General features: G+C 72.6%; 20 protein-coding genes. 11 read left to right on the top strand and 9 right to left on the bottom strand.

All coding sequences use genetic code 11. The features are described 5' to 3' along the window. Window positions 1–7: 7 nt before the first annotated feature. Window positions 8–1069, bottom strand: a complete 1062-nt coding sequence (locus tag QM517_RS08325; RefSeq protein ID WP_283286525.1) for a glycosyltransferase family 4 protein — start codon at window positions 1067–1069, stop codon at window positions 8–10. Between the two features lie 236 nt (window positions 1070–1305). On the opposite strand from QM517_RS08325, the gene QM517_RS08320 reads away from it, so the two are divergent. Next, window positions 1306–2448, top strand: a complete 1143-nt coding sequence (locus QM517_RS08320; protein WP_283286524.1) for a glycosyltransferase family 4 protein — start codon at window positions 1306–1308, stop codon at window positions 2446–2448. Here QM517_RS08320 and QM517_RS08315 read toward each other — a convergent pair. Continuing rightward, window positions 2370–3482: a glycosyltransferase family 2 protein gene (locus QM517_RS08315; RefSeq protein ID WP_283286522.1), complete on the bottom strand. Its 1113-nt coding sequence runs from the start codon at window positions 3480–3482 to the stop codon at window positions 2370–2372. The two genes, QM517_RS08320 and QM517_RS08315, sit on opposite strands and share 79 nt — an antisense overlap. A 259-nt stretch (window positions 3483–3741) precedes the next feature. Between QM517_RS08315 and QM517_RS08310 the strand changes: the two genes are divergently transcribed. Then, window positions 3742–4956: a hypothetical protein gene (locus tag QM517_RS08310; RefSeq protein WP_283286520.1), complete on the top strand. Its 1215-nt coding sequence runs from the start codon at window positions 3742–3744 to the stop codon at window positions 4954–4956. On the opposite strand, the gene QM517_RS08305 is transcribed toward QM517_RS08310, so the two are convergent. From QM517_RS08305 to QM517_RS08275, 7 genes are all read right to left on the bottom strand, one after another. Next, on the bottom strand, window positions 4908–6239 hold the full coding sequence (locus tag QM517_RS08305; protein ID WP_283286519.1) for an O-antigen ligase family protein: 1332 nt from the start codon (window positions 6237–6239) through the stop codon (window positions 4908–4910). The genes QM517_RS08310 and QM517_RS08305 overlap by 49 nt on opposite strands. Next, window positions 6236–7444: a hypothetical protein gene (locus QM517_RS08300; protein ID WP_283286517.1), complete on the bottom strand. Its 1209-nt coding sequence runs from the start codon at window positions 7442–7444 to the stop codon at window positions 6236–6238. Before QM517_RS08300 ends, QM517_RS08305 begins: the two co-directional genes overlap by 4 nt. Before the next feature lie 167 nt (window positions 7445–7611). Beyond that, window positions 7612–8865: a D-arabinono-1,4-lactone oxidase gene (locus QM517_RS08295; protein WP_283286515.1), complete on the bottom strand. Its 1254-nt coding sequence runs from the start codon at window positions 8863–8865 to the stop codon at window positions 7612–7614. Window positions 8866–8908: 43 nt separating this feature from the next. Next, window positions 8909–10066 carry an ROK family transcriptional regulator gene (locus tag QM517_RS08290; RefSeq protein ID WP_283286513.1) on the bottom strand — a complete coding sequence of 386 codons (1158 nt, stop codon included), beginning with the start codon at window positions 10064–10066 and terminating at the stop codon, window positions 8909–8911. A gap of 250 nt (window positions 10067–10316) precedes the next feature. Continuing rightward, on the bottom strand, window positions 10317–11312 hold the full coding sequence (locus tag QM517_RS08285; protein ID WP_283286511.1) for a LacI family DNA-binding transcriptional regulator: 996 nt from the start codon (window positions 11310–11312) through the stop codon (window positions 10317–10319). Between the two features lie 141 nt (window positions 11313–11453). Next, a complete protein-coding gene (locus tag QM517_RS08280; RefSeq protein ID WP_283286509.1) occupies window positions 11454–12608 on the bottom strand; it encodes a Gfo/Idh/MocA family protein in 1155 nt (384 codons plus the stop codon). After that, entirely contained in the window at window positions 12605–13444 is an 840-nt protein-coding gene (locus QM517_RS08275) for a class I fructose-bisphosphate aldolase (RefSeq protein WP_077049621.1), read from the bottom strand. The genes QM517_RS08280 and QM517_RS08275 overlap by 4 nt, the downstream gene beginning before the upstream one ends. 128 nt (window positions 13445–13572) lie before the next feature. Between QM517_RS08275 and QM517_RS08270 the strand changes: the two genes are divergently transcribed. The 9 genes from QM517_RS08270 to QM517_RS08230 all read left to right on the top strand — a co-directional run bounded on the left by QM517_RS08270 (window position 13573) and on the right by QM517_RS08230 (window position 23060). After that, window positions 13573–14571 carry an aldose 1-epimerase family protein gene (locus QM517_RS08270; RefSeq protein WP_283286507.1) on the top strand — a complete coding sequence of 333 codons (999 nt, stop codon included), beginning with the start codon at window positions 13573–13575 and terminating at the stop codon, window positions 14569–14571. Window positions 14572–14656: 85 nt separating this feature from the next. Beyond that, window positions 14657–15733: a LacI family DNA-binding transcriptional regulator gene (locus QM517_RS08265; protein ID WP_283286506.1), complete on the top strand. Its 1077-nt coding sequence runs from the start codon at window positions 14657–14659 to the stop codon at window positions 15731–15733. Continuing rightward, window positions 15730–16767: a phosphoheptose isomerase gene (locus tag QM517_RS08260; RefSeq protein ID WP_283286505.1), complete on the top strand. Its 1038-nt coding sequence runs from the start codon at window positions 15730–15732 to the stop codon at window positions 16765–16767. Before QM517_RS08265 ends, QM517_RS08260 begins: the two co-directional genes overlap by 4 nt. Continuing rightward, window positions 16764–18155, top strand: a complete 1392-nt coding sequence (locus QM517_RS08255) for an FGGY-family carbohydrate kinase (protein ID WP_283286503.1) — start codon at window positions 16764–16766, stop codon at window positions 18153–18155. Before QM517_RS08260 ends, QM517_RS08255 begins: the two co-directional genes overlap by 4 nt. A gap of 2 nt (window positions 18156–18157) precedes the next feature. Further along, on the top strand, window positions 18158–18937 hold the full coding sequence (locus QM517_RS08250; RefSeq protein WP_077049617.1) for an ATP-binding cassette domain-containing protein: 780 nt from the start codon (window positions 18158–18160) through the stop codon (window positions 18935–18937). Continuing rightward, window positions 18934–20013: an ABC transporter permease gene (locus tag QM517_RS08245; protein WP_283286500.1), complete on the top strand. Its 1080-nt coding sequence runs from the start codon at window positions 18934–18936 to the stop codon at window positions 20011–20013. The genes QM517_RS08250 and QM517_RS08245 overlap by 4 nt, the downstream gene beginning before the upstream one ends. A 43-nt stretch (window positions 20014–20056) precedes the next feature. Next, window positions 20057–21043: an ABC transporter substrate-binding protein gene (locus tag QM517_RS08240; RefSeq protein WP_160897511.1), complete on the top strand. Its 987-nt coding sequence runs from the start codon at window positions 20057–20059 to the stop codon at window positions 21041–21043. Between the two features lie 164 nt (window positions 21044–21207). After that, window positions 21208–22065 (top strand): class II fructose-bisphosphate aldolase, encoded by an 858-nt coding sequence (locus tag QM517_RS08235; protein WP_283286497.1) that lies wholly within the window; start codon window positions 21208–21210, stop codon window positions 22063–22065. Then, complete coding sequence (locus tag QM517_RS08230) at window positions 22062–23060, top strand: PfkB family carbohydrate kinase (RefSeq protein WP_283286495.1); 999 nt, start codon at window positions 22062–22064, stop codon at window positions 23058–23060. The genes QM517_RS08235 and QM517_RS08230 overlap by 4 nt, the downstream gene beginning before the upstream one ends. Window positions 23061–23080 lie beyond the last annotated feature (20 nt).

Below are 23080 nucleotides of genomic sequence, written 5' to 3'. Positions count from 1 at the left end.
CGCTCCGTCAGGACCGCCGCACGTCGCGGATGACCTCTTCGACCCGGTCGACGGCGGCATCCCAGGAGAAGCGCGCCTCGTTCTCGCGTCCGGCGCGCGACAGACGCTCGCGGAGCCCCGGATCGGCGTCGAGGCGTTCGATCCCCCGTCGGATGTCGGCCACGTCGGTGGGATCGACCCACAGGACGCTGTCGCCGAGCACCTCGGGAAGCGAGGCCGCGCGCGCCGCGAGCACGGGCGTGCCCATGCGCTGGGCCTCGAGAGGGGGGATGCCGAATCCCTCGTACAGCGAGGGGAAGGCGAAGGCCGCCGCCCCCCGGTACAGGGCCATCAGCTCGGCATCGTCGACGCGGCCGAGGAATTCGACGCCGTCCCGCTCCCGCGCCCCGCGCGACTGGAAGGCGCGCGCCTGATCGCCGACGATCAGCAGTCGGCGGACGGTGGAGGTCCGGGCGGTCTCGAACGCCGTCATGAGCGCGTCGAAGTTCTTGTGCCGGTTCGGCGACGACACCGCCAGCAGATAGGGCTCGCCCACGTCGTGGCGGGGGCCCTCCGGACGGAAGTCGGGGCCGACGGCGGCGTGCACCACGGTGATCTTCTCGGGGGGCAGCCCGAAGTGCGCGCGCAGCTCGCCGGCGGAGAAGGCGCTCACCGTGAGCACCCGTTCGCTGCGGCGCAGCAGCCCGGGGACGAGCGCGCCGTAGAGAAGACGGAACGACCGGGCGAAGCTCTCGGGATGCCGCACGTAGATGATGTCGAGGTGCGAGGCGATCTGGGGGCGGTAGAGCGTCGGACCCGTGTTCGCGAGTCCCAGGAGGAGCGGCGAACCGGAGGCGCGGAGGAAACGGGGAAGCGACCACTGCTCCCACGCGTGGCCCCGCAGCCGTCCCACTCGGAGGATCGGTGCGCCGAGGTCGGGCTCGATCAGGTCTTCCGGGGGCACCGCCACGAGCACCGGCATCCGGTCCGCGAGCCCGCGCGTGATCTCGCGCGCCCAGCGCTGGACCCCGGTGGGGGTGTGGGTGAGGAACCGGCCGTTGATGACGACGGGGGCGAGGGGCGAGGTCATGCGGGGTCCTTCGTGCGTGCGGGGCGATGCCGCGTCGGGGGAGGGGTCGACACGATGCTGGGTCATGCGGACATGTCGGTCGTTCGCCGAGCGCGCGCAGCGCAGCGGGTGAGTCTTCGGGTGAAGGTGGGGCGCACGTCCCTGCCCGGCGGGGGCGGGTCGCCCGTCCTCCCTCCCCCCGGGCGGCACCATGGCGAGGAACCGCGTCGACCGTCGACGTGCCCGGGGAGGCGGCCATGGCCCACATCGTTCTCGACGCGCGCGGATACTTCACCACGACGGGGCGCTACATCCGGAAGCTGGTCGAGGGTCTCTCCCGCCTCGAGGACGATCACCGCTACACCCTCGTGCTCCCCGCGGACCGGCTCGAGGACTGGTCGCTGCCGTCCGAGCGGTTCCGGGCCGTCGGTTCGTCCGCGCCGTTCTTCTCCCTCGCGGAGCAGGTCGGCCTCGCCCGCCAGATCCGAGCACTGCGACCCGACCTCGTGCACTTCTGCATGCCCCAGCAGCCCGTGGTCCTCGGGATTCCGAGGGTCACGACGTTCCACGACATGACCCTCCTGAAGATCCGCAACGCCAAGAAGTCGCGCGTCGTCTCGTGGTCGCGGCGCGCCGTCGGCCGAGTCGCGTTCACCGCCGCCGCGCACGTGGGGCGGGCCAACATCGTCGTCAGCCGCTTCAGCGCCGAGGATCTCCGTCGCTTCACCGGGGTTCCGCGCCGCAGCATCGTCCTGACGTACGAGGCGGCGGATGCGATCGCACACGCCGCCGAGACGGTTCCCGTGCCGTTCGAGCGATTCGTGTTGTTCGTGGGCAACCAGGTTCCCTACAAGAACCTCGAGCGACTCTTCGACGCGGTCCAGGACCTCGTTCCGACCCACCCGGGGCTGGGGCTCGTCGTCGCGGGCCGGATCGACGACGACGGCCGCCGGATCCTGCAGAGGCGCCCCGACATCGCCCGGGGCGCGCACTTCACCGGCTACGTCTCCGACGGCGGCCTGCGCTGGTTGTACGAGAACGCCGCCGTCTTCGCCTTCCCCTCGTTCTTCGAGGGCTTCGGGCTGCCGGGGTTGGAGGCGATGCGTCACGGCTGCCCCGTCGCGAGCAGCACCGCGACCTGCCTCCCCGAGATCTACGGCGACGCGGCGACCTACTTCGCGCCCGAGGACCGGGGCGCGATGGCATCCGCTCTCCGCCGGGTGGTCGAGGACCCCGAGGTCGCGGCGAGCCTCGTGCGCCGGGGGCGCCGCCGTGTCGAGGACTTCTCGTGGGAGCGAATGGCGGACGAGACGCGGGCGGTCTACGAGCGGGCCCTGCGCCCCCGGGATGCCGTGACCGCGGACCCCGCAGGGGCCGGGCGGCCGCCGGGCAACGGATAGGTCTCGCCGAGCCGGCCGCGGAGCCCCGCGAGGCACGCCGCGACGATGAGTGCCGCCGCGCGCAGCCGGAGGGTCAGCAGCCCTGCCGCGAGCAGGAGCCCGAGGCGCACCACGACGTTGACCGCGAGCCGGAGCTGCGCCGCGACCGATCCGCGCGCCTGCTCCGCGCTCAGGTACGCGGCGTTGCGGTTCTGGTAGCGCACCCGCCACAGATCGTCGCGGGCGGTGCGGAGAACCCGCGGGACCCGCAGCCGCCGCCGCGGGGGCTCGGAGCTCTCGCGCCAGTCGACGGTGTCGTGGATCTCGACGTCCAGGCACAGCAGGATCTCGCACCCGGCGGCCCTCAACTCCGCCGAGAAGGCGTTGTCGTCGGCGTAGAGCACGAGAGCGGTCGGCGGCTGGGGACCCCGCGCCGCGATCGGGGCGGGGAGGTACAGACCGCCCCACATGCTGTTGGGGAGGGGTGCCACCCGGACGGCGCCGACGCGGGTGTCGACCACACCGCGCGGATCGGCGGTCTGCCGGTGCCGAGCGAAGACGTCGGTGCTGAGGAACGCTCCGGGGCGGAGCTCGGAGAACAGGTCGTCGGGGGACGCCCCCTCCCGCAAGAGCCGGTAGACGGGGTTGACGGCGCGGAAGCACGCGAGCGCCGTCGGCGGGGCGCCGCGCGACTCCAGGGCGCAGGTGGTCGCCTCGAGGACATTCAGTGCCCCGGGCGGGAGCGGGTTGTCGTCGTCGAGGAGCAGCACCGCCGTCCCGCGTCGGTAGGCGGCGGACAGGCCCGCCGCGAACGCGGGGGCGGATCCCCGGTTCCGTCCGAGATCGATCACCGCGATCCGACCGGACGATCGCGCGACGGCGTCATCCAGGCGCGCCGCGGAGTCGGGCGCCGTGCCGTTGCTGACGACGATGAGGTCGGCTCGAGGTTCGGCGAGCACCGAGGCGATGGTCGCGGACAGGCCCGCGTCCCAGCGGTCGGCGTAGGTCACGGTGACGACGGTGACGCGGGGGAGAGCGGCGGGTTCGGCATCCACTCGCCTTTTCTTACGGCGGCCGCGGCGGGGGCGGAGTCTCGCGCGACGGGCGGACGCGGTCGTGAGAGGACCGCGCGACGTGACCCGGCGCGTGTGCTCCCGTGCGCCCGGATGCGGACGCCGTCGGCGGATCCGCCCGAAGAATCACCCGTGCGGCCTTACGGCCTCACCTCTCGAGGGTCGGATCCGCCCCGGCGCAGCACCGGGAAGCAGCCGGACAGGATCGCACGGTGACCTCCCGCCCCCGCGACTCTTCCGCATGAAGGTCCTCCTCGGGCGCCTCGCGGGGTTCGGCTCGCTCCCGCTCCTCGCCTCGCTCGCGCCTCTGCTCCTGCTGGGGGTCGTCTCTCGCGCCTCCACGCTCGACCAGTGGGCGGGACTCAACATCGGCCAGGCGATCGGCTCCTTCGCCACGGCGGTGACGATGTTCGGCTGGCAGGTGGTCGGCCCCCCGATCGTGGCGCTCGCCCCGAGCGACCGCCGTCGACGGATGACCTACGCGGCGTCGTGGTGGCTCCGACTGGCTGTGTTCGCCGTGGTCACGCCGGCGGCGGTCGCGCTGTCGGTGGTGACCTCGCCCGGCGGCACGGGGGCGCTCGCCGCCCTCATGTGCGTCGCCGCGGCGCTGTCGGGGATGTCCATGACCTGGTACGCGATCGGTGTGGGTCGGGCGCGTCTCATCACCGCCTTCGAGGTGGTTCCGCGCATGCTCGCTCTCGCGGTCGGCGCGGGCCTCGTCGCGGCGACGGGGGAGCCGCTGTGGTACCCGGCGTGCATCGTCGCGGGGATCGTCGTGGCGCTCGGCATGTTCCATCGGCGGTACTTCTCGTGGACGATCCCGCCCTGGCCGGGTGCGGACGCTCTGCGTTCGGCGGTGCGGTCGACCGCTCCCGGCGCCGGGGTCCTCATGCTGGCCGGGGTGCGGTCGGCCGCCCCGGTCCCCGCCGCGACCGTCGTGCACGCCCCCGGCTCGGTGGTGTTCCTCGCCTCGGCCGATCGCCTGTACCGGTACTCGCTCTTCAGCGTGTCCGCGCTCGGCGACGCTCTGCAGAACTGGGTGCTCGAGCAGGGGACCCGCGGTCGGCGACAGCGCGTCGCGCTCCTGCTGCACGGAATCCTCGGCGCGGGCGGAGCGCTCGGGCTCGCCCTCCTCGGGCCGTGGACCACCGGCGTGCTCTGGGGGGCGCACGTGGCATCCACCCCCGAATTCCTCCGGGGATACGCCGCCGCCTTCTTCTTCGTCTCGGTCGGCACGCCCCTCGTGCGCAACGTCCTCGTTCCCCGCGCCCGCACGGGATACGTGCTCGTCTCGGACGCGGCCGGTCTCGTCTGCGGTGCAGCTGCGGCGTTCCCCCTCGTCGCAGCTCTCGGCGCTTCCGGCATCCCCTGGGCTCTCGCCGTCGCCGAGGGGGTGAGCGTGATCGGCTACGTCTCCGCGGTGATCGCCGTGCGCCGGGTGTCCGACGGGGGGTGAGTCGCCCCGTCGCTCGCGTCGAGGGCATCGCTCCGGCGCGAGACCGTGCCGAACGCGCGCGGCAGCAGAGCGCAGAACGCCAGCAGGATCAGGACGATCTGCCACTGCTGCTCATCGAACGAGAAGCCCATCACCGCGAGGAACGTCGCGCCGCCGATCGCCAGCGCGCCGCCGAAGAGCGCGCGCCCCAGCACCGCGCAGAACAGGACGAGCGCGACGAGCCCGGAGAGGGCGAACAGCGACACGTAGGCGTTGTCGAAGTAGAGGAGGTTGCTCGCCCCGCGCACGATGCCCGCGCGGAAGAGTTCCGCACTCGCCCCCGCGCCCGAGCCGAACACGACCGCGGCGTCGCCACGCGCCCACAACGCGTCCCATGACCCGACCACGAGCGAGCGGTGGATGTACGACACCGAGGACTCGAACCGTCCGTCGAGGGCGAGGAGGGTCGGCAGGTCGACGAGGAGCGCGGCGATCGCGAGCACTCCCGCCCCGGCGATCATGGCCAGGAGCCGTCGCCACCGCAGATTCGCGAGCCCATAGGCGAGGAGTGCCGCGAGGAGCGCGACGACGGCGCTCCGGGTGCCCGACAGGGCGACGGCGGCCGCCGCGACGACGACACCGCCCGCGTACCGTCGGCGTCGGGTCTGCGCGGCGGCGTGGACCAGCACGAGCGCTGCGACGCTCGCGAAGACGGCGAACGGGATCGGGTGCCCGAAGGTGCTCTGCGATCGGCCGGTGAGGGCGGGGATGAGGACGTTGGCCCGATCGTCGATGTTCTCCAGCGATTCCACCCGGAGGGGCCAGATCGCGTCGACGGTGCCGGTCTGTTCGAGAGCGGCGTAGGCGGTGTGCGCGAGGACGAGCCACAGGAACGTGTCCGCCACCGCGGGGAGGTCTTCCTTCCGCAGCAGCGGGACGACGAAGGCCAGCGCCATCGCCGAGGCGAGCATCCCCGCCTGCAGCAGCGTGGACGCGGGGGAGAACTGACCGAGGATGCGGAGGATCAGCCACAGGCCGAACGCGGCGAACAGGCACGCCCCCCACAGCGGCGGCCACGGCGTCGAGGCGTCGCGCCGGACCACGGCGAACAGACCCAGCAGGACGATCGTGGCGAGCGCCGTCATCGCCATCGTCTGATCCCGGACCGATCCGACGGGGACCAGGGTCGAGATCACGATGATCGCCGCGACCGCGCGGGCCGGCGCCGCCGACGCCGGGGCGCGGAGCACCACCCACACGCTGATCACGCAGGCCGAGATCAGAACCAGGGAGCCGATCGTCATGGTGTCCTCTCGGAGTGGCGGAGCGACGGGGAGGTCGGCATCCGCTCGCGGACCGTCCGACGCCCGCGCGCCCACGCGCGCAGGCCGCGTGCCAGCCGCCGCAGGCGGGCGCGGCGGGGGTCGTCGGTGGGGTCGCCGGCGCGGCGTGCCGAGGCGAGCGCGACGTCGTCGTCGGGCCACAGCAGACGCACGAGCGCCCGCGGGCGCCGGAGGATCGGCAGGGTCCGAAGCGCCGCGAGGTACGCGTGCGCCGTGTCGGGACGCCCCCGCCAGTGCCAGTCCCTCGGGGTCGAGGTCGCGGACCCTGCCGTCGCCTCGGCGCCGAACGCCTCGGTCAGCTCGCGCCGCAGAGCCGGGACGGCCCCGAGTGCGCGTGCGCTCCCGAGGGTGCCTCCGGCCGCGGCGAGCATGCGTACGGCGGTGGTCGACGCGTCCGCCGAGCGCCCGCGCTCGCCGATCGCCGGCCGGACGACGTTGACCGCGGCGAGCACCGCGTGCACGTCGCGCGAGGGGATCCGAACCTCCGTCCCCGCGTACTCCGTCGTCACGCACGACGCCGAGACGGCCTCGAACGCCGACGCGTCGTCGAGGGTCAGGCCTGGAACGCGGCGATGCACGTCGATCTCGCATCCCCAGGTCTCGGGGCTCATCGTCGTGCTGTGCGGAACCGGTGTTCCGAACCACGGATCGGGGGAGCGGTGCCAGCCCCAGGCGGCGAGGGCGCGGACGAGCTCCTCCGCCCGAGCCGGCTCGCACCAGACGTCGACGTCCGCGGAGTGTTCCCGCTCGCGGAGCCCCTGGCGGTGGAGGCTGGGCCCCTTGATGAACACGGTGCGGACACCGAGCTCCGCCGCCACGTGGGCCGTGACGGCGTACACGAGTTCGTGCAGGGGCGACGAGAGCACGGCCCGCTTCAGGTGATGCGCCCGCGCGGGGTGGTCCGAGCCGAACGCGGCGATGCCCAGCCGGCGCCACTGCGCGAGGACGTCGAGGTCGGCGTCGTCGAAGGCGGCGCTCGGAACTGGAGCCTCGCGGATCAGCCGGCGCCACAGATCCGCGCCGTGCGACACGAGGCACAGTGCGGGCCCGGGCAGCGTCGGGACGAGGAGGATCTCGGCCTCGGCGGCGAAGCCCGGCGCGCCGGCGACGTCGAGGGCGCCGAAGGCGGTCGGCATCCAGCCCTCGGCGAGGGGGGAAGAAGGCATGGGCACTCCTGGGGGCGCAGCGGGGCGACCTCACAGTGTCGCCCGTGCCCCGCCCGGCGGCCCGCCGCTCGCGCGCCGTTCAGGCCGCCGTCGCCACCGAGATCACCCGATGCGCGTTCACACCGGTGCCCGCGGTCACCCGGTCGTGCGTCGAACCGCCTGCGCCCTCACAGCCCGAGCGTGCGCTCCAGGAACGCATTGCGGAAGACGTCCCGCGGGTCGGCCTCCCGCGCCGCGGCCAGGAAATCCTCGACGTGCGGGAGGGTCGCGCGGATCGTCTCGCCGGGCATCGTGAACGCCTTGCCCCAGTGAGGGCGGGCGTCGAACGGGGCCAGCGCGGCCTCGATGGCGGGCAGCACCGCCGCGACCCCGGCGTTGTCGTTGCGCCACGTGAAGTGGATCGCCAGAACGTCCCGCTGATACGCCGGGCTGAGCCACAGGTCGTCGGCCGCGACGGTCCGCAGCTCCGTCACGAGAAGCACCGGATCGATCTCGGATGCCAGAGCCCGCACCGCCCCGAGCGCGTCCGCCGCGGCATCCAGGGGGACGAAGTACTCGGACTGGATCTCGTCGCCGTCGCTGGGGAGGGCCTCGGCGCGGAAGTGGGGGAGGCGGGTGTGCCACGGCCCGGGCGTCCCGCGCTCGGTCGTGTTGCCCACGGTGCGGATGCGACCGAGGTGCAGGTCGTCGCCGATCGGGCGGCCGCCCAGGTCGGTCACGTAGCCGGGTTCGGGATCGGCATCCGTCGTCTTGACCCAGACGAGATCGTGGGCGGGGTCGCCCCACGTCGTGAAGACGCTGACGCTGTACGCGCTCGCGAACAGACGCCGCGGGTCGGCCACGATGTCGTCCCACGCGACGCCGGTGTAGGCCTCGGCCGTCACGGTGTAGGTCGGGACGGTGCGGAGCTCCACGGCCGTCACGACACCGAAGGCGCCGAGACCGAGCGCAGCCGCCGGGAACCACGGGTGCTCGCCGTGGACGAAGTGGCGGTCGCCGGCGGCATCCACGATCTCCAGGGCGGTCACGGCGCTCGAGAGGTTGCCGTTGCGGGTGCCGGAGCCGTGGGTACCGGTCGCGGCGGCGCCGGCGACGGAGATGTGGGGGAGCGAGCCGAGGTTGTGGAGGGCGCGGCCCTCAGCCTCGAGCACGGGTGCGAGCTGCGCGAACGTCACCAGCCCCTCGACGCGGACGCGCTCGCCCTCGACCTCGATCCGCGCGGGCAGGTTCTCGAGCGAGATCAACGACCCGTCGGTGTCGCCGACATCGGTGAACGTGTGGCGGGTGGCCTGGACGCGGAGCGAGTCCGCGGTCGAGACCGCCGCCGCGAGCTCGTCGAGGTCTATGGGCAGCAGCGTCTCGGCGGCGCGGTAGCGGTGGTTCCCCGACCAGTTCGTGCCGGAGGAGCGGGTGAGCGTCATGCGGTCCATCCTGCCGCGCGAGGACCGCGCCCGGGCCCGCGGGTCACGGAGTCGGGAAGAGCTCCGCCTCGAACACCGCCTCGGCGGCCCCCACGAGCAGGCGGTTCTCGCCCAGCTCGGCGACGCGCAGCCGCAGGTCCTCGGCGCACGCGGGCATGGTCTGCGCGCGCACCGCGGCGTCGAGGCCGTCGAGGTCGAGCGCCGCCAGCGTCGCGAGGAAGCCGCCCAGCACGATCACCGCGGGGTTGAGGACGTTCGCGGCGTTCGCCAGCGCCGTGGCGAGGATACGCCGCTGCCGTGCCGTCTCGGCGTGCGCTCCCGGATCGTCGGTGGATGCCAGGGCCTCGGCGAGCACCGAGTCGTCGACGGCGTCGAGGTGCAGGGCCGCGAGGAGCCGCGCGCGGCTCACCTCGTCCTCGAGCACGCCGTCCGCGGCACGGCGGTCGGCGGCATCCACGATCCCCGGACGGTTCTGCCCGAACTCGCCCGCGTAGCCCCCGGCTCCGCCGAGCGGCGTCCCGCCGACGATGACCGCGCCGCCGATGCCGCTCGCCCCGCCGTTGAGGTACACGACGTCGTGCGCGCCGCGGGCGGCGCCGAAGAGGTACTCCGCCAGCGCGCCGAGGGCGGCGTCGTTGCCCACGCGGGCCGGGAGACCCGTCGCTTCCGTGACGAGGGCGCCGATCGCGGCATCCGTCCACTCCAGGTGCGGGGCGGTGCGGACGAGGCCGTCGGCGGCGCGCACCGGCCCCGGGACGGCGACGCCCACCCCCACCGTGCGGCGTCCGCGCAGGGGGCCGTCCGCCCACGCGGCGAGGCGTTCGCCCACGAGCTCGGCGGTGCGCTCGGGGGTCAGCAGCCCGGTCTGCGGGAGGCGCTCGCGCGCGACCGCCGTGCCGTCGAGGGCGAACGCTCCGATGTCGAGCGCGTCGACCTCGGGGTTCACGCCGATCGCGACCACGCGCGGATCCGGGGAGACGGTCGGCGAGGGGCGGCCGACGCGGCCGACCGGGTCGGGGGCGCGCTCGACGACGAGGCCGTCACCCACGAGCTCGCCCACGAGGTCGGCGATCGTCGAGCGGTTCAGGCCCGTCGCCTCGGTCAGTGCGGCGCGCGAACGCGGACCCTCGCGGTGCACGGTGCGCAGCACGAGCGCGAGGTTCGCGCGGCGCATGCCGTCGCCCCTGCTCGCGGTGACCATCCGACCACTGTGCCACGGCGGCGGGGTCGCCGTGGCACGCGGTGCCGTCCCCCGCCGCCGCCGCATCCGCCGTGTCCCCCGCCGTCGAGGTTCGCGATGAACGCGATCCGCGGCCATGAACGCGACGGCACCGCGTTTGTGCGCGCGGATCGCGTTTATGGCCGGGGGAGAGGAGGCCGCCGCCCCGGCCGGCCGGCCGGTGCGGGCCGGCGAGCAGGCCGCCGCGTCGTCGATGACAGCGCGGGGGCGATCAGCGGATGCCGCCCCGATCGACCAGCCGCGTGGGCACGAGCTGCGTGTGCGCACCGGTGGCCGGGTCGGCGACGCGCGCCAGCAGCGTCCGGGCGGCGCGGGTGCCGAGGTCGGTGACGTCGTAGTCGACGATGCGGATGCGCCGCGGAAGGAGGTTCGAGATCTCGAAATCGTCGAAGCCGGTGACGGCGACGTCGGCCCCGCGGGGCAGGATCGTCTCCAGCGCGCCGATCGTGAGGCGGTTGTTCCCGCAGAACACCGCGGTCGGAGGGTCATCGGAATCGAGCAGACGCGCCAGCGCGTCGCGCGCCGCAGCGGGGGTGTGCAGGCCCTCCACGACGAGGGCGGGGTCGTACGCGCGGCCCGCGGCGGCGAAGGCCTCTTCGACGCCCGCCCACCGCTCCGACATGGTGTAGATCGTGCGCGCATCGAGGAGGACCGCGATCCGCCGGTGCCCGTTCGCGAGCAGCTCGGCGACGGCGTCCCTCGCTCCGCCGCGGTTGTCGAGGAGGATGACGTCGGCGGGGATGCCGGTGCCGGGTCGGTCGAGGAAGATCACCGGCGTGCCGAGCTCGACCTCCCGCTGCAGGTAGGAGTGATCGTCGGCGGTCGGCACCACGATGAGTCCCCCGACCTGGCGCTGGCAGAGATCGAGGGCGAGTGTCCGTTCGGTCGCGGCATCCTCTTCGCTGGATGCCATGACGATGTGCATGCGCTCCCGGGTCGCGACCGTGGAGATGGCGGCGGCGATCGCCATGTAGAACGTGTTCGACAGGTCGGCGGCGATGAAACCGATCGTGTCGCGGTTGCCGGAGCGCAGGCTGGCGGCGAGCGCGTTGCGGTGATAGCCGAGGCGGTCGACGGCGGCGAGGACGCGCTCCGCCATGGCGGGATCGACGTGGGGTTGGCCATTGATGACCCGTGACACCGTCTTGAAGCTGACGCCCGCTTCGGCGGCCACGTCGACCATGGTCGGCCGGCCGGACTTTTGCATGCGACTCCTCGGGACGCCGGGGGTCCGGCATCCTCCGAGCATAGGGAACGGAACCGGTGCCGGTGGACGCGACGGCTCCGGGTACGCCAAACGGGTGCCCCGACGATCGTCGGGGCACCCGTGGAGCGCGCGAGCGGGGGATCAGAGGGCGGGGGCGACCAGCGCACCCGTCTCGTGCGAGGCGATCGCGGCCGCGAACAGGCGGTGGGTGAGCGCCGCCTCCTCGGGGCGCACGCACCCGAAGCCGTCGCCGAGCTCGCCCACGTACTCGGCGAGGAACGCCGCCCACATCTGCAGGATGGCATCCGAGAATCCGGACTCGAAGTTGGGGCCGGTCACCGTCGGCCACACCGACTGGCTGCCCGCGTCGACGCTCTGCCAGCTCTGCTCACGGCCGACACCCGGCACGTCGACGAACGCGAACACCTCGACCTGCTTGGGGTTCTTGGTGCTGAAGCGCACGCCGCCCGACATGCCGATGGCCTCGAACTCCCACGTGTTCTTCTGACCCGGCGCGATGCGCTTGGTCTCGGTCGTGAGCGGGAAGGGGGCGCCGTCGTGGCGGGCCCACGAGTGGATGACCGCGTTGTCCCAGGTGTCGCACGGCTGCGGGGAGCCGTCGGGACCGGGGCGCTCGGTGACGATGTCCTGCAGGATGCCGACGACTCTCTCAGGCGTCCAGCCCAGCCGCAGCGGCACGTGCCACGTGTGCATGCCGAGGTCGTTGAGCACGCCCGCATCGCCGCAGAACTGCTTCTGCCGCTTCCAGTTGAGGGGCTTGTTCACGTCGATGTCGCTCGAGTGCAGGAAGGAGCAGGTCGCCTCGACGATGCGGCCGAGAGCGCCGGACTTCACGTAGTCGACGGCCCACTGGGCGCCGGGGAAGAACGGCATCTCGCTCGACACCCGCACGAACGATTCCGGGTTCTCGCCGATCGCGGCGACGACCGCGTCGGCGGCCGCCCGGTCGATCCCGAACGGCTTCTCGGCCAGCAGGGCCTTGCCCGCGCGGACGGTGTCGACGTAGAGGCGCTCGTGCAGGTCGTGGCGCACGGCGATGTAGACGACGTCGACACGGGGGTCGGCCAGCAACTCGTGGTGGTCGGTCGTGGTCAGCTGCACCGTGTCGATGCGCTCGAAGAACGAAAGCGCCGCCGGGTTGATGTCGCAGACGGCGACGAGCTCGGGCTCGGCGGGGTGATCGATCAGGGCGGGCCAGCGGCGCAGAGCCGCGGCGATCTCGCGGCCCATGAGGCCGCCGCCGATGATGCCGACGCCGATCTTCTTGCCGGTCATGCGGCACCGCCGATCAGGGTCAGAGCCTCGTCGACCGACGCGTCGTCGTGGACGACCGCCATGAGCGCGGCGGTGATGCCGGCGGGGTCGTCGTGCTGGATGACGTTGCGGCCGTAGACGATGCCGCGGGCGCCCTGCTCGAGGACGGCCTTCGTGCGCTCCAGGAGCGTGCGGTCGTCGACGCGCCCGCCGCCACGCACGAGCACGGGGGTGTCCCCGGCGGCCTGGATGACCTTGTGGTAGTCCGTGATGTCGTCGGTCGGGTCGGCCTTGATGAGGTCGGCTCCGAGCTCGCGGGCCTGGCGCACGAGGGTGACGATCTTGGCGGTGTCGCCGTCGACGCCGTAGCCACCGGACCCCGGCTTGGTCTGCATGACGAGGGGCTCGATCATCAGCGGCATCCCGTAGGTCTCGGCGTCGGTGCGCAGCGCCAGGATCGAGCGGATGCACTGCTCGCGGATCTGCGGCTCGCCGGGCAGGTCGAGGAGGTTCACGCACACGGCCACCGCGTCGAGGCGGACCGCGACCCGGATGGCATCCGGGACGAGGACGCTGTGCAGGGGGGACTCCAGCGGGTCGCCGTAGACGTTGGCGATGTCGGTGCGCAGCACCAGTCCGGGCTTCTGCTTGCCGGGCACCGACTGCAGCAGCGGGGCCTGGCCGAGGGTGAGCTGGACGGCGTCGGGGCCGGCGTCGACGAGTGTCGCGACGGTCTTCGCCATGTCTTCGATGCCGGTGAGGAAGTGGTGCTCGTGGAACGCGCCGTGGTCGACGGCGACGTCGAGAGCGCGGCCGGAGCGCGCGTTGAACAGGCGGTTGAGGCGGGGTTTCGACATGGGGTATGGGTCTCCGAGACGTCGGTTCGGGGCGCGGCTCTGCGCTCGACGGTCAGTATGCGGGGCACAAGACAACGTTGTCAATCGCTGCTAGCGTGAAGCGCACCACGGCGAGGAAGGCGGGGCTCATGGGCGAGCTGTACGGATCGACGATCGACGAGGCGCTCCGGCGCGCGGGCGCCACCGCGCAGTTGGCGGGTATCGAGCAGTCGGTCAGGACCGACGGGCCGGATGCCGGCACCCGACGCCTGCGGATCGTCGCGGGGGAGCTCGACATCGAGCTGCTGCCCGACCGCGGTCTCGACCTCGGCCAGGTGCGGCACCGCGGCGTGCCCCTGGCCTGGGTGTCGCCGACGGGGTGGCCCCGCCCGGATTCGGCGGGCTTCGGCGCGTCGTTCGGGGGAGGGCTCCTCACCACCTGCGGCCTGCTGTCGTTCGGTCCGCCGTCCACGGACGCCGAGGGCGCCCATCCGCAGCACGGTCGCTACAGCGGGCTCTCGGCATCCGTCCGCCGGGCCGAGGTCGAGGGCGACGCCGTCGTCGTGGAGGCGACGATCGTGGAGGCGAGCGTGCTGGGCGCGCACCTCGAGCTGCGGCGACGCATCCGGGTGCCGCTGGGAGAGGCGCGCATCGAGGTGCACGACGAGATCGTCAACCGCGGCGCGCGGGCGGTGGAGCCCATGGTGCTCTACCACGTCAACCTCGGGTGGCCGCTGGTGGACGCCGGCACGCGGATGCGCTCGCCGGCGGTGCGGGTGCATCCGCGCGACGCGGCGGCGGAGGCCGGGGCGGCGACCTGGGCGGAGTTCCCCGTGCCGGTCGCCGACTACCCCGAGCAGGTGTTCCACCACGAGCTTCCCGGTGGCCGGAGGGTGAGTGCGGAGGTGACGGCGGCGTCGGGGCTCGGCATCCGGATCTCGTTCGACACCACGGTGCTGCCGGCGATGTTCCAGTGGCGGGTGGCGCAGGACGACGGCGTCGTGCTGGGGGTGGAGCCGGCGACGGCGGCGACGATCCTCGGGCGGGCCGACGCGCGTGCCGCCGGACTGCTACGCGCGCTCGCGCCGGGGGAGTCGTGGAAGCTCGACCTCGACATCGATGTCATGCGAGATCGATCCGTGACTTGACAACGTTGTCTGTCTAGCCTCAGGATGACTCCATCGAAGCCCGCCCCGGGACTTCGGGCCAGATGACAACGATGTCGGAGAAGCGATGACGCACGACGAGCTGATGACCGCACCCGCGGTCGGCGCAGCCGCCGCGGTGCGTCCCCGCGCTCGTCTCATCGACGTCGCCACGGCCGCGGGCGTCAGCCCCAAGACCGTGTCGCGTGTCATCAACGACGAGGCGGGCGTGCTGCCCGGCACCCGCGACCGCGTGCTGCAGACCGTGCGTGCGCTCGGCTTCGTGCCCGATCGCAGCGCCCGCGAACTCAAGCGTCGGGCGGCCGACACCATCGGCATCCTGATCGACGCGATCTCCGACCCGTTCTTCGCCGCCTTCGTCAGCGTCGTGGAGGAGCTCGCGGTCGCTGACGGACTGAACGTCATCTTCGCCAGCACCGGCTACGACCCGGCCCGCGAGCGCACGCAGCTGGACCGACTGACCGGGCACCGCCTCGCGGGCCTCATCGTCGCCCCCGTCGCCATGCCCGCCTCGACGCTGGCCGGCCTCGGTGCGCGCTTCCCGGTCGTGACCATCGACCGCGTCCGGGCCGGGATCGACGCGGTCGTCATCGACGACTTCGGCGCCGCAGCCGAAGCCACCTCCGCCCTCATCGCGCACGGACACCGCCGCGTGGCGTTCATGGGCGAAGACGTCCCCTACCCCACGGTGAGCGACCGTCTGGCCGGCTACCGCTCGGCGCTGGAGGCCGCGGGAATTCCCTTCGACCCCTCGCTCGTGGTGACGCACGAGCGGTTCCGCTCGGGTGAGGCCGCCGAGGCGTCGCCGTTGCTCGAACGCGACGACGCCCCCACCGCGCTGCTGTGCGCCACCAGCCTCGCGGCGATCGCCACCGTGCGGGCCATCCGCGCGCGAGGTCTCGCCATGCCCGCCCTCGTCTCGTTCGGCGACTTCACCCTCGCCGAGGTGCTCGAACCCGGCATCACCTACGTCGACCACGACCCGCGCCTGCTGGGGGCCGCGGCGTTCCGCCGCCTCCGCGAGCGGGCCGCGCGCCCCGACGAGGCCCCCGCACGCATCGTCGTGCCCACGCGTCTCGTGCCCCGCGGCTCGGGCGAGGTCGCCCCGTCCCTTCCCCTCGACCCGATCGGAGCGACGCGATGAAGCCCGTCCTGCTGCCCCCCAACCCCGTGCAGCACTTCTATCTCGGTGGCGACCGCATCGCGGCGCTGCGCGGAATCACGCCCGAGACCGACCGCCAGCCCGAGGAGTGGCTCGGGTCGACCGTCTCCCGCTTCGGCTCCGACGAGATCGGTCTCGCCGTCACCGACGAGGGCGACGTCCTGCGCGACCTCGTGGCGGGAGACCGCGCCGCGTGGGTGGGTGCCCGCGGCGGACGGGATGCCGCGGATCTCGGCATCCTGGTCAAGCTCCTCGACGCGCGTCAGCGCCTCCCCGTCCACGTGCACCCCGACCGCGGGTTCGCGAGCGCCCACCTCGACTGCCCCTACGGCAAGACCGAGGCCTGGTACGTGCTCGAGACCGAGGATGACTGCGCCGTGCACGTCGGCTGGAACGAGGACGTCGACCGCGACGAGCTCGACCGCCGCCGCGACGCGCAGGACAGCGAATGGATGCTGTCGCGCATGAACCGCGTCGTGGTGCGCCCCGGCATGGGCGTGCTCGTGCCCGCCGGCACGGTGCACGCGATCGACGGCGGCATCTTCGTCGCCGAGGTGCAGGAACCCACCGACTTCTCGATCCTGCTCGAGTGGTCGGTGACGACCTCGACCCGCGAGGAGTCGCACCTCGATCTCGGCTTCGACGCCGTGATGCCCTCGGTGTCGACCCGGAAGCTGGATGCCGCGTCTCTCGACGCCCTGGTCAGCACGGTCGGCACGACGCCGGCGGGGGCGGATTTCCGGTCTCTGCTGCCGTCGGTCGCCGACCCGTACTTCCGCCTCTTCGACGCCGCGGGGGAGACCGTGTCGCGCGAGGCCGGCTTCGCGGTCGTGCTCGTAGGCGAGGGTTCCGGTGCGCTGGTGTCCGACGCGGCCTCGGTCGACGTCGAGCGCGGCCAGGTCTACGCCGTCCCGCACGCCTTCGGCCCCTGGCGTCTGACCGGCGCCGCCGAGGTGCTCGTCGCCGCCCCCGGTGCCGGCTGGCCCGGGACCCTCCGCGCGGGTGAGGTGCGATGAGCGATTACGTCGTCGGCGTCGACATGGGCTCCACCAGCACCAAGCTGCTGGTGGCCACCCCCGACGGGCGCCAGGTGCTCGTGGTGAGCCGGCGCTCGCCCTGGACGAACCTCGACCACGGCCGGGCCGAGATGACCGCCGCGCAGGCCATCGCTGTCGTCCGCGATCTCGCCTCCGAGGCCGATGCGGCCCTGGAGGGCGGATACCGCATCCTCTCGCTCGGGGTGTCGGGCATGGCCGAAGCGGGTGTGCTGCTGGATGCCGAGGGCGCACCGCTCGCGCCGATCATGGCGTGGTTCGACCCGCGTGGCGCCGAGCAGATCATGGCGACGCCCGACGCGTTCCGCGCCGAGTTCCTCGGGCGCACCGGACTGCCGGTCGGGCCCCTGGCATCCGTCTCCAAGCTCCTGCACCTGCGCGACGAGGGGGTGGCGCTGGAGGGGACGACCTTCCTCAACGTCCCCGAGTACGTCGTGCACGCGCTCGGCGGGCCCCGCGTCGCGGAGTACTCGCTCGTGTCGCGCACCGGGCTCATCGACCAGGACGACAGCACCCCGTGGCGGGCCGCGCTCGACGTGCTCGGCGTGGACGAGACGATCCTGGGAACGCTCGTCAGCGCGGGGGAGGCGGTCGGGACGATCACCGACCCGCAGCTGCCCCCGGGCTTCCAGGGTGCGGCGCTCACGGTCGCGGGGCACGACCACCTCGTCTCCGCCGTCGCCGTCGGCGCCACCCACACGGGACAGCTCTACGACTCGATGGGCACCGCCGAAGCCCTCGTGCGCGTGCTGGACGACACCTTGCCGTTCGACGCCCGGGAGCGCCTCGCGCGCGCCGGCATCAACTGCGTCCGCCACGTCATCCCCGGCAAGTACGTGCTGCTGGCCGGGACCAAGTCGGGCCTGCTGATGCGCCGCGTTCTGCAGCTGCTCGGGATCACGGATGCCGTGGGCCGCGCCCGCATCGACGACGAGACCATGGGGCTCCCCACAGACGGCACCGTCTCGGACACGGGGCTCGCCGTCTCGGGTGCCCGCAACGACGACGGCGTGCTGAAGATCGTCGCGCAGAGCGACGGACTCAGCCGCGCGGAGCTGTTCGCGGCCTCTCTGCGCCACGGCAACGACATGCTCGCCGAGCTCATGGCCGTCATGGACCGCGAAGTGGCCCCGCCCACCTCGACGGTGCTCACCGGCGGCTGGTCGTCGATGGCATCCGTCGTCCGGTCGCGCTCAGCGCTGCTGCCCGCCGTCACGGTCTCCACGCACGACGAGGGCACCGCGTACGGCGCCGCCCTCTTCGCGGCGTTCGCCGTCGACCCCCGTTCTTTCGAGGACGTCGCCGAGACGTTCCTCTCCTCCCCTCTTCTCACCACGGAAAGGAGCTGACGATGTCGTCAGTCAATACGGCCGTCCCGGTGCTGCAGGCACGCGGCCTGTCGCGTCAGTTCGGTCATGTCCGCGCCCTCAGCAACGTCGATTTCGAGGTCTACCCCGGCGAGGTCACCGCTCTCATCGGTGACAACGGCGCCGGCAAGTCGACGCTCGTGAAGGCGCTGTCGGGCAACCTCGCCGTCGACGAGGGCGAGATCCTCTTCGACGGCGAGCCGATCGAGATGACCAACCCGCAGGTCGCCTCCTCGCTCGGGATCGAGACCGTCTATCAGGACCTCGCTCTCGCTCCGCACCTGGACCCTGTGCAGAACATGTACCTGGGGCGGGAGATCCGCCGCCCGGGCCTCGCCGGGGCCCTGGGATTCATGAAGACGAAGGACATGGCCGTGGCCTCTCGGGCCGCGTTCGACGAGCTCGGTGCGACCGTGCGCTCGCTCACCTCCCCCGTGGGGGAGATGTCGGGCGGTCAACGCCAGGCCATCGCGATCGCCCGCGCGGTGCACTGGGCCGGTCGCCTCGTCTTCCTCGACGAGCCGACCGCGGCCCTGGGCGTACGCCAGACGAAGAACGTGCTGGAGACCATCCGGCGCGTGCGCGACAAGGGCATCGCGGTCGTGCTGATCTCGCACTCCATGCCCCACGTGATGGAGGTCTGCGACCGCGTCCAGGTGCTGCGCCTGGGCACCCGCGTGGCGAACATCCCCGCGAAGGACACCTCCATGGAAGAACTCGTCGGGCTCATGACCGGCGCCGTCACGAAGGACGACCAGAAATGAGCACCACCCCTCCCACCGAGACGGTGGCCATCGGCACGTTCGAGGACACCAAGCCGAACTTCTTCGTCGGGCTGCTGAAGGCCCAGGCCTTCCAGATCCTGCTCATCCTCATCGTCATCGTGCTGATCTTCAGCGCGCTCGCGCCGGACTCGTTCGCCCAGTGGTCGAACTTCCGCCTGATCATCCAGAACGCCTCGATCCTCGCCGTCCTCGGCGTCGGGATGACGTACATCATCATCACCTCGGGCATCGACCTCTCGATCGGCTCCGTGCTCGTGTTCTCGGGCGTCGTGTCGGCGCTGACGATGCGCGCGCTCGGCGGCGAAGGGTGGGGCGTCGCCACCATCGGCATCCTGGTCTCGATCGTCAGCGGCGTGTGCTGGGGACTGCTGAACGGCTTCCTGATCGCGAAGGCGAAGATCCCGCCGCTGATCGTGACGCTGGGATCGCTCGGCATGGCGCTGGGGCTCGCGCAGATCCTCACCGGCGGTGTCGACATCCGCGACGTCCCCACCGTGCTGACCGTCTCGATCGGATACGGAAACGTCTTCGGGTCGCTGCCCATCATCAGCGTCATCGCGCTCGTGGTCGTCGTCATCGGCGCCGTGGTGCTGCACTTCACGAAGTTCGGCCTCTACACCTACGCCGTCGGATCGAGCGAACTCGCCGCCCGTCGCGTCGGCGTCAAGGTCGACCGGCACCTCATCTCGGTCTACACGCTGTCGGGAGGGCTCGCCGGACTCGCCGGCATCCTCGCCCTGTCGCAATTCTCGACCACGGCGATCGCCGGCCAGTCGCAGACCAACCTCAACGTCATCGCGGCCGTCGTGATCGGTGGCACGTCGCTCTTCGGCGGCGTCGGCACGATCTTCGGCACCGTGGTCGGCCTCTTCATCCCGGCCGTGCTGCAGAACGGCTTCGTCATCACCGGCGTGCAGCCCTTCTGGCAGCAGGTCGCCGTCGGCGCGGTGCTCATCACCGCCGTCTACGTCGACCAGGTGCGCCGCACCGCCGCGACCCGCGGCAACACCCAGAGCCTCTGGCGCAAGTTCGTCAGCGGAGGACGCCGCGGCTGAGGCCCGGCATCCGGAATCAACCAAGAGAGAACAGGCAATCACAATGCAGTGGAACAAGAAGGTTCTCGCGTTCGCCACCCTCGGCGCCGCAGCCACCCTCGTCCTCGCCGGCTGCTCCGGCGGAGCCTCGTCGGGGTCCGCCTCGGGCGGCGCGGACGGCTACAAGATCGCGTTCGTGCAGGGCGTGGCGGGAGATGAGTTCTACATCTCGATGCAGTGCGGCATCCAGGCCGCGGCCGAGAAGGAAGGCGCCACCGTCACCACCCAGGGCCCGGAGAAGTTCGACCCGACCCTGCAGAAGCCCATCGTCGACGCCGTCGTCGCCTCGAAGCCCGACGCGCTGCTGATCGCCCCCACCGACGTGTCCGCGATGCAGGCCCCCATCGACGCGGCCATCGCCGCGGGCATCAAGGTCGTCCTCGTCGACACCACCCTGGACGACCCCTCCGGTGTCGTCTCGCAGATCTCCAGTGACAACGAGGGCGGCGGAGCCGCCGCGTTCGAAGCGATCCAGAAGGCCAACCCGGACGGCGGCAAGGTCCTCGTCGTCTCCACCGACCCCGGCGTGTCCACCACCGACGCCCGCGCGAAGGGCTTCGAAGACGCCGTCGCGAAGGACTCCAAGTTCGAATCCGTCGGCGTGCAGTACTCCCACAACGAACCCTCCACCGCCGCCGAGATCGTCACCGCCGCGCTGCAGAAGGACCCCGACATCGTCGGCATCTTCGCCGCCAACCTCTTCGCCGCCGAAGGCTCCGCCACCGGCGTCCAGCAGGCCGGCAAGCAAGGCGCCGTCACCATCGTCGGCTTCGACGCCGGCCCCGCCCAGGTCAAGGCCCTCGAAGCCGGCACCGTCCAAGCCCTCGTCGCCCAAGAACCCGCCACCATCGGCTCCGACGGCGTCACCCAGGCCATCGCCGCCCTCAAGGGCGACGCCACCGAAGCGAAGATCCAGACCGGCTTCACCATCCTCACCAAAGACAACATCACCACCGACGGCAAGGACGCGGTCTACAAGTCCTCCTGCTGACCACCCCCGGATGCCGGGACCCCCACGCACGCGCGAAAGGGCCCCGGCATCCACCCCCCTCCCTCACCCGCGTGAGGAGTCGAAAACTGTCGCCACGGGGCGTCCCCGGCGACAGAAAACGACCCCTCACGCACGGGGATGACCCGAACAAGAGAGACACCGCCGTGCCGCTGAGCGACATGCCCGAACTGCTCGCCGCGCACCGCGCGGTCGGGGCCTTCAACTTCATCACCCTCGAGGTCGCCGAAGCGATCGTCGCGGGGGCCGAGGCAGCCGGCAGCGGCGTGATACTGCAGTTGTCGCAGAACGCCATCGCGTTCCACGGCGGGCTCGCCCCGGCCGCGTCCGCCGCTCTGCGTCTGGCCGAGTCCGCACGGGTTCCCGTCGCGGTGCACCTCGACCACGCGACCGACGAGCCGCTCGTCGATGAGGCGTTGGCCGTCGGCATCCGATCGGTCATGTTCGACGCCGCCCACAGGACGGATGCCGAGAACCTCGAGCGCACCGCCGCCGTCGCCGTGCGCGTGCACGCCGCCGGGGCGTGGATCGAGGCCGAGCTCGGCGAGATCGGCGGCAAGGGCGCCCACGCCCCGGGCGTGCGCACCGACGTCGCCGAGGCCGTGCGCTTCGTGGAGGCGACCGGTGTCGACGCTCTCGCCGTCGCGGTCGGCAGCGAACACGCGATGCGCGAGCGCAGCGCCCGGCTCGACGAGCACCTCATCGCCGAGCTCGCCGCGGCCCTTCCCGTGCCGCTCGTGCTGCACGGGTCCAGCGGGGTCGCCGACGCCGGGATCGACGGGGCCGTGCGCGCCGGGATGCGCAAGATCAACATCGGCACGCACCTCAACACCGTGCTGACGGCGGCCGTGCGCGACGAGCTCGAGCGGGATCCGGATGCCATCGACCCCCGCCGCTGGCTCACCCCCGGCCGCGCCGCGGTCGCCGCGGAAGTGCACCGCCTGCTCGACGTGATCACGGGCCGGAGCGTGCAGACGCCCGACATCGCGGGAGTGCGCGCATGAGCGGGTTCGTCACCCTCACCGCCGCGGGCGCGATCGACGCGACCTACCGGGTCGGTGCGCTGCGCCGCGGCACCTTCGCCCGCGCCGACAGCTACACGCGGGAGGTCAGCGGCAAGGGCGTGAACGTCGCGGCGGCGCTGGCCGCCGGCGGGGCCGACGCCGTCGCGGTGGTCGTGCTCGGCGCCGACGACGTGCGCTTCGCCCGGTGCGGTCTCACCGCTCCTCTGCTGCGCATCGTCGAGGTGCCCGGAGCGACCCGCGTGAACACGTCGATCATCGACGCCGAGGGGATCACGACGAAGGTCAACGCGCCGACCCCGCCGCTGACGACCGAGGCCTGGGAGGCCACCGTCGAGATGCTCCGTCGGGAGCTCGCGGCGCGCGGTGCGTCGTGGCTCGTCATCTCGGGGAGCCTGCCGCAGCTCGCGGGGACCGCCGACCTCATCGACCTGGGCATCGTGCGGGCCCTGGCGCGCGAGGTCGGGGCGCGCGTCGCCCTCGACACCAGCGGCGCCGCCCTCGACGCCGTCCTGGCCGACCCCGCCGGCATCGACCTGCTCACCCCGAACGCCGAGGAGCTGGCGGCGGCGGTGGGGCGGCCGCTCCACACCCTCGGCGACGTCGTCGCCGCGGCGCGCGAGATCGTCGCGCGAGGCGTCGACACGGTCCTCGCGAGCCTCGGGGCCGACGGACTCGTCGCCGTCACCGCCGAGCGCGCGGTGTTCGCGTGCTCCGAGGCCCCCTACGTCGCCAACACCGCCGGAGCGGGGGATGCCGCTCTCGCGGGGTTCCTCCTCGGCCTTTCGCGCACGCCCGCCGCGTCTGCCGCCGGAGCTGACCCGCTCGCGGTCGCCGCCGCGTCGGCCGCGGAGTGGGGAGCGCACGCCGTCGCGCACGCGTCGACTCTCGTCTCGGGGCCGCCGCACGGCATCCGGACCCGGGTGGAGACCGACCCCGACCTCGACCGCGTCCTGACACCGGAGGGCGAGGCGTGAGCGAGCCCTCTCGTCGTGCG

The sequence above is a fragment of the Microbacterium sp. IEGM 1404 genome (assembly GCF_030056775.1).
Lineage (GTDB): Bacteria > Actinomycetota > Actinomycetes > Actinomycetales > Microbacteriaceae > Microbacterium.
This window is presented reverse-complemented; position numbering and strand designations above follow the sequence as displayed.

Excerpts from the sequence above, each read along its gene's own strand:
- QM517_RS08325 (WP_283286525.1), bottom strand. The coding sequence starts at position 1,069 with ATGACCTCGCCCCTCGCCCCCGTCGTCATCAACGGCCGGTTCCTCACC.
- QM517_RS08320 (WP_283286524.1), top strand. The coding sequence starts at position 1,306 with ATGGCCCACATCGTTCTCGACGCGCGCGGATACTTCACCACGACGGGG.
- QM517_RS08310 (WP_283286520.1), top strand. The coding sequence starts at position 3,742 with ATGAAGGTCCTCCTCGGGCGCCTCGCGGGGTTCGGCTCGCTCCCGCTC.
- QM517_RS08305 (WP_283286519.1), bottom strand. The coding sequence starts at position 6,239 with ATGACGATCGGCTCCCTGGTTCTGATCTCGGCCTGCGTGATCAGCGTG.
- QM517_RS08300 (WP_283286517.1), bottom strand. The coding sequence starts at position 7,444 with ATGCCTTCTTCCCCCCTCGCCGAGGGCTGGATGCCGACCGCCTTCGGC.
- QM517_RS08295 (WP_283286515.1), bottom strand. The coding sequence starts at position 8,865 with ATGACGCTCACCCGCTCCTCCGGCACGAACTGGTCGGGGAACCACCGC.
- QM517_RS08290 (WP_283286513.1), bottom strand. The coding sequence starts at position 10,066 with ATGGTCACCGCGAGCAGGGGCGACGGCATGCGCCGCGCGAACCTCGCG.
- QM517_RS08285 (WP_283286511.1), bottom strand. The coding sequence starts at position 11,312 with ATGCAAAAGTCCGGCCGGCCGACCATGGTCGACGTGGCCGCCGAAGCG.
- QM517_RS08280 (WP_283286509.1), bottom strand. The coding sequence starts at position 12,608 with ATGACCGGCAAGAAGATCGGCGTCGGCATCATCGGCGGCGGCCTCATG.
- QM517_RS08275 (WP_077049621.1), bottom strand. The coding sequence starts at position 13,444 with ATGTCGAAACCCCGCCTCAACCGCCTGTTCAACGCGCGCTCCGGCCGC.
- QM517_RS08270 (WP_283286507.1), top strand. The coding sequence starts at position 13,573 with ATGGGCGAGCTGTACGGATCGACGATCGACGAGGCGCTCCGGCGCGCG.
- QM517_RS08265 (WP_283286506.1), top strand. The coding sequence starts at position 14,657 with ATGACGCACGACGAGCTGATGACCGCACCCGCGGTCGGCGCAGCCGCC.
- QM517_RS08260 (WP_283286505.1), top strand. The coding sequence starts at position 15,730 with ATGAAGCCCGTCCTGCTGCCCCCCAACCCCGTGCAGCACTTCTATCTC.
- QM517_RS08255 (WP_283286503.1), top strand. The coding sequence starts at position 16,764 with ATGAGCGATTACGTCGTCGGCGTCGACATGGGCTCCACCAGCACCAAG.
- QM517_RS08250 (WP_077049617.1), top strand. The coding sequence starts at position 18,158 with ATGTCGTCAGTCAATACGGCCGTCCCGGTGCTGCAGGCACGCGGCCTG.
- QM517_RS08245 (WP_283286500.1), top strand. The coding sequence starts at position 18,934 with ATGAGCACCACCCCTCCCACCGAGACGGTGGCCATCGGCACGTTCGAG.
- QM517_RS08240 (WP_160897511.1), top strand. The coding sequence starts at position 20,057 with ATGCAGTGGAACAAGAAGGTTCTCGCGTTCGCCACCCTCGGCGCCGCA.
- QM517_RS08230 (WP_283286495.1), top strand. The coding sequence starts at position 22,062 with ATGAGCGGGTTCGTCACCCTCACCGCCGCGGGCGCGATCGACGCGACC.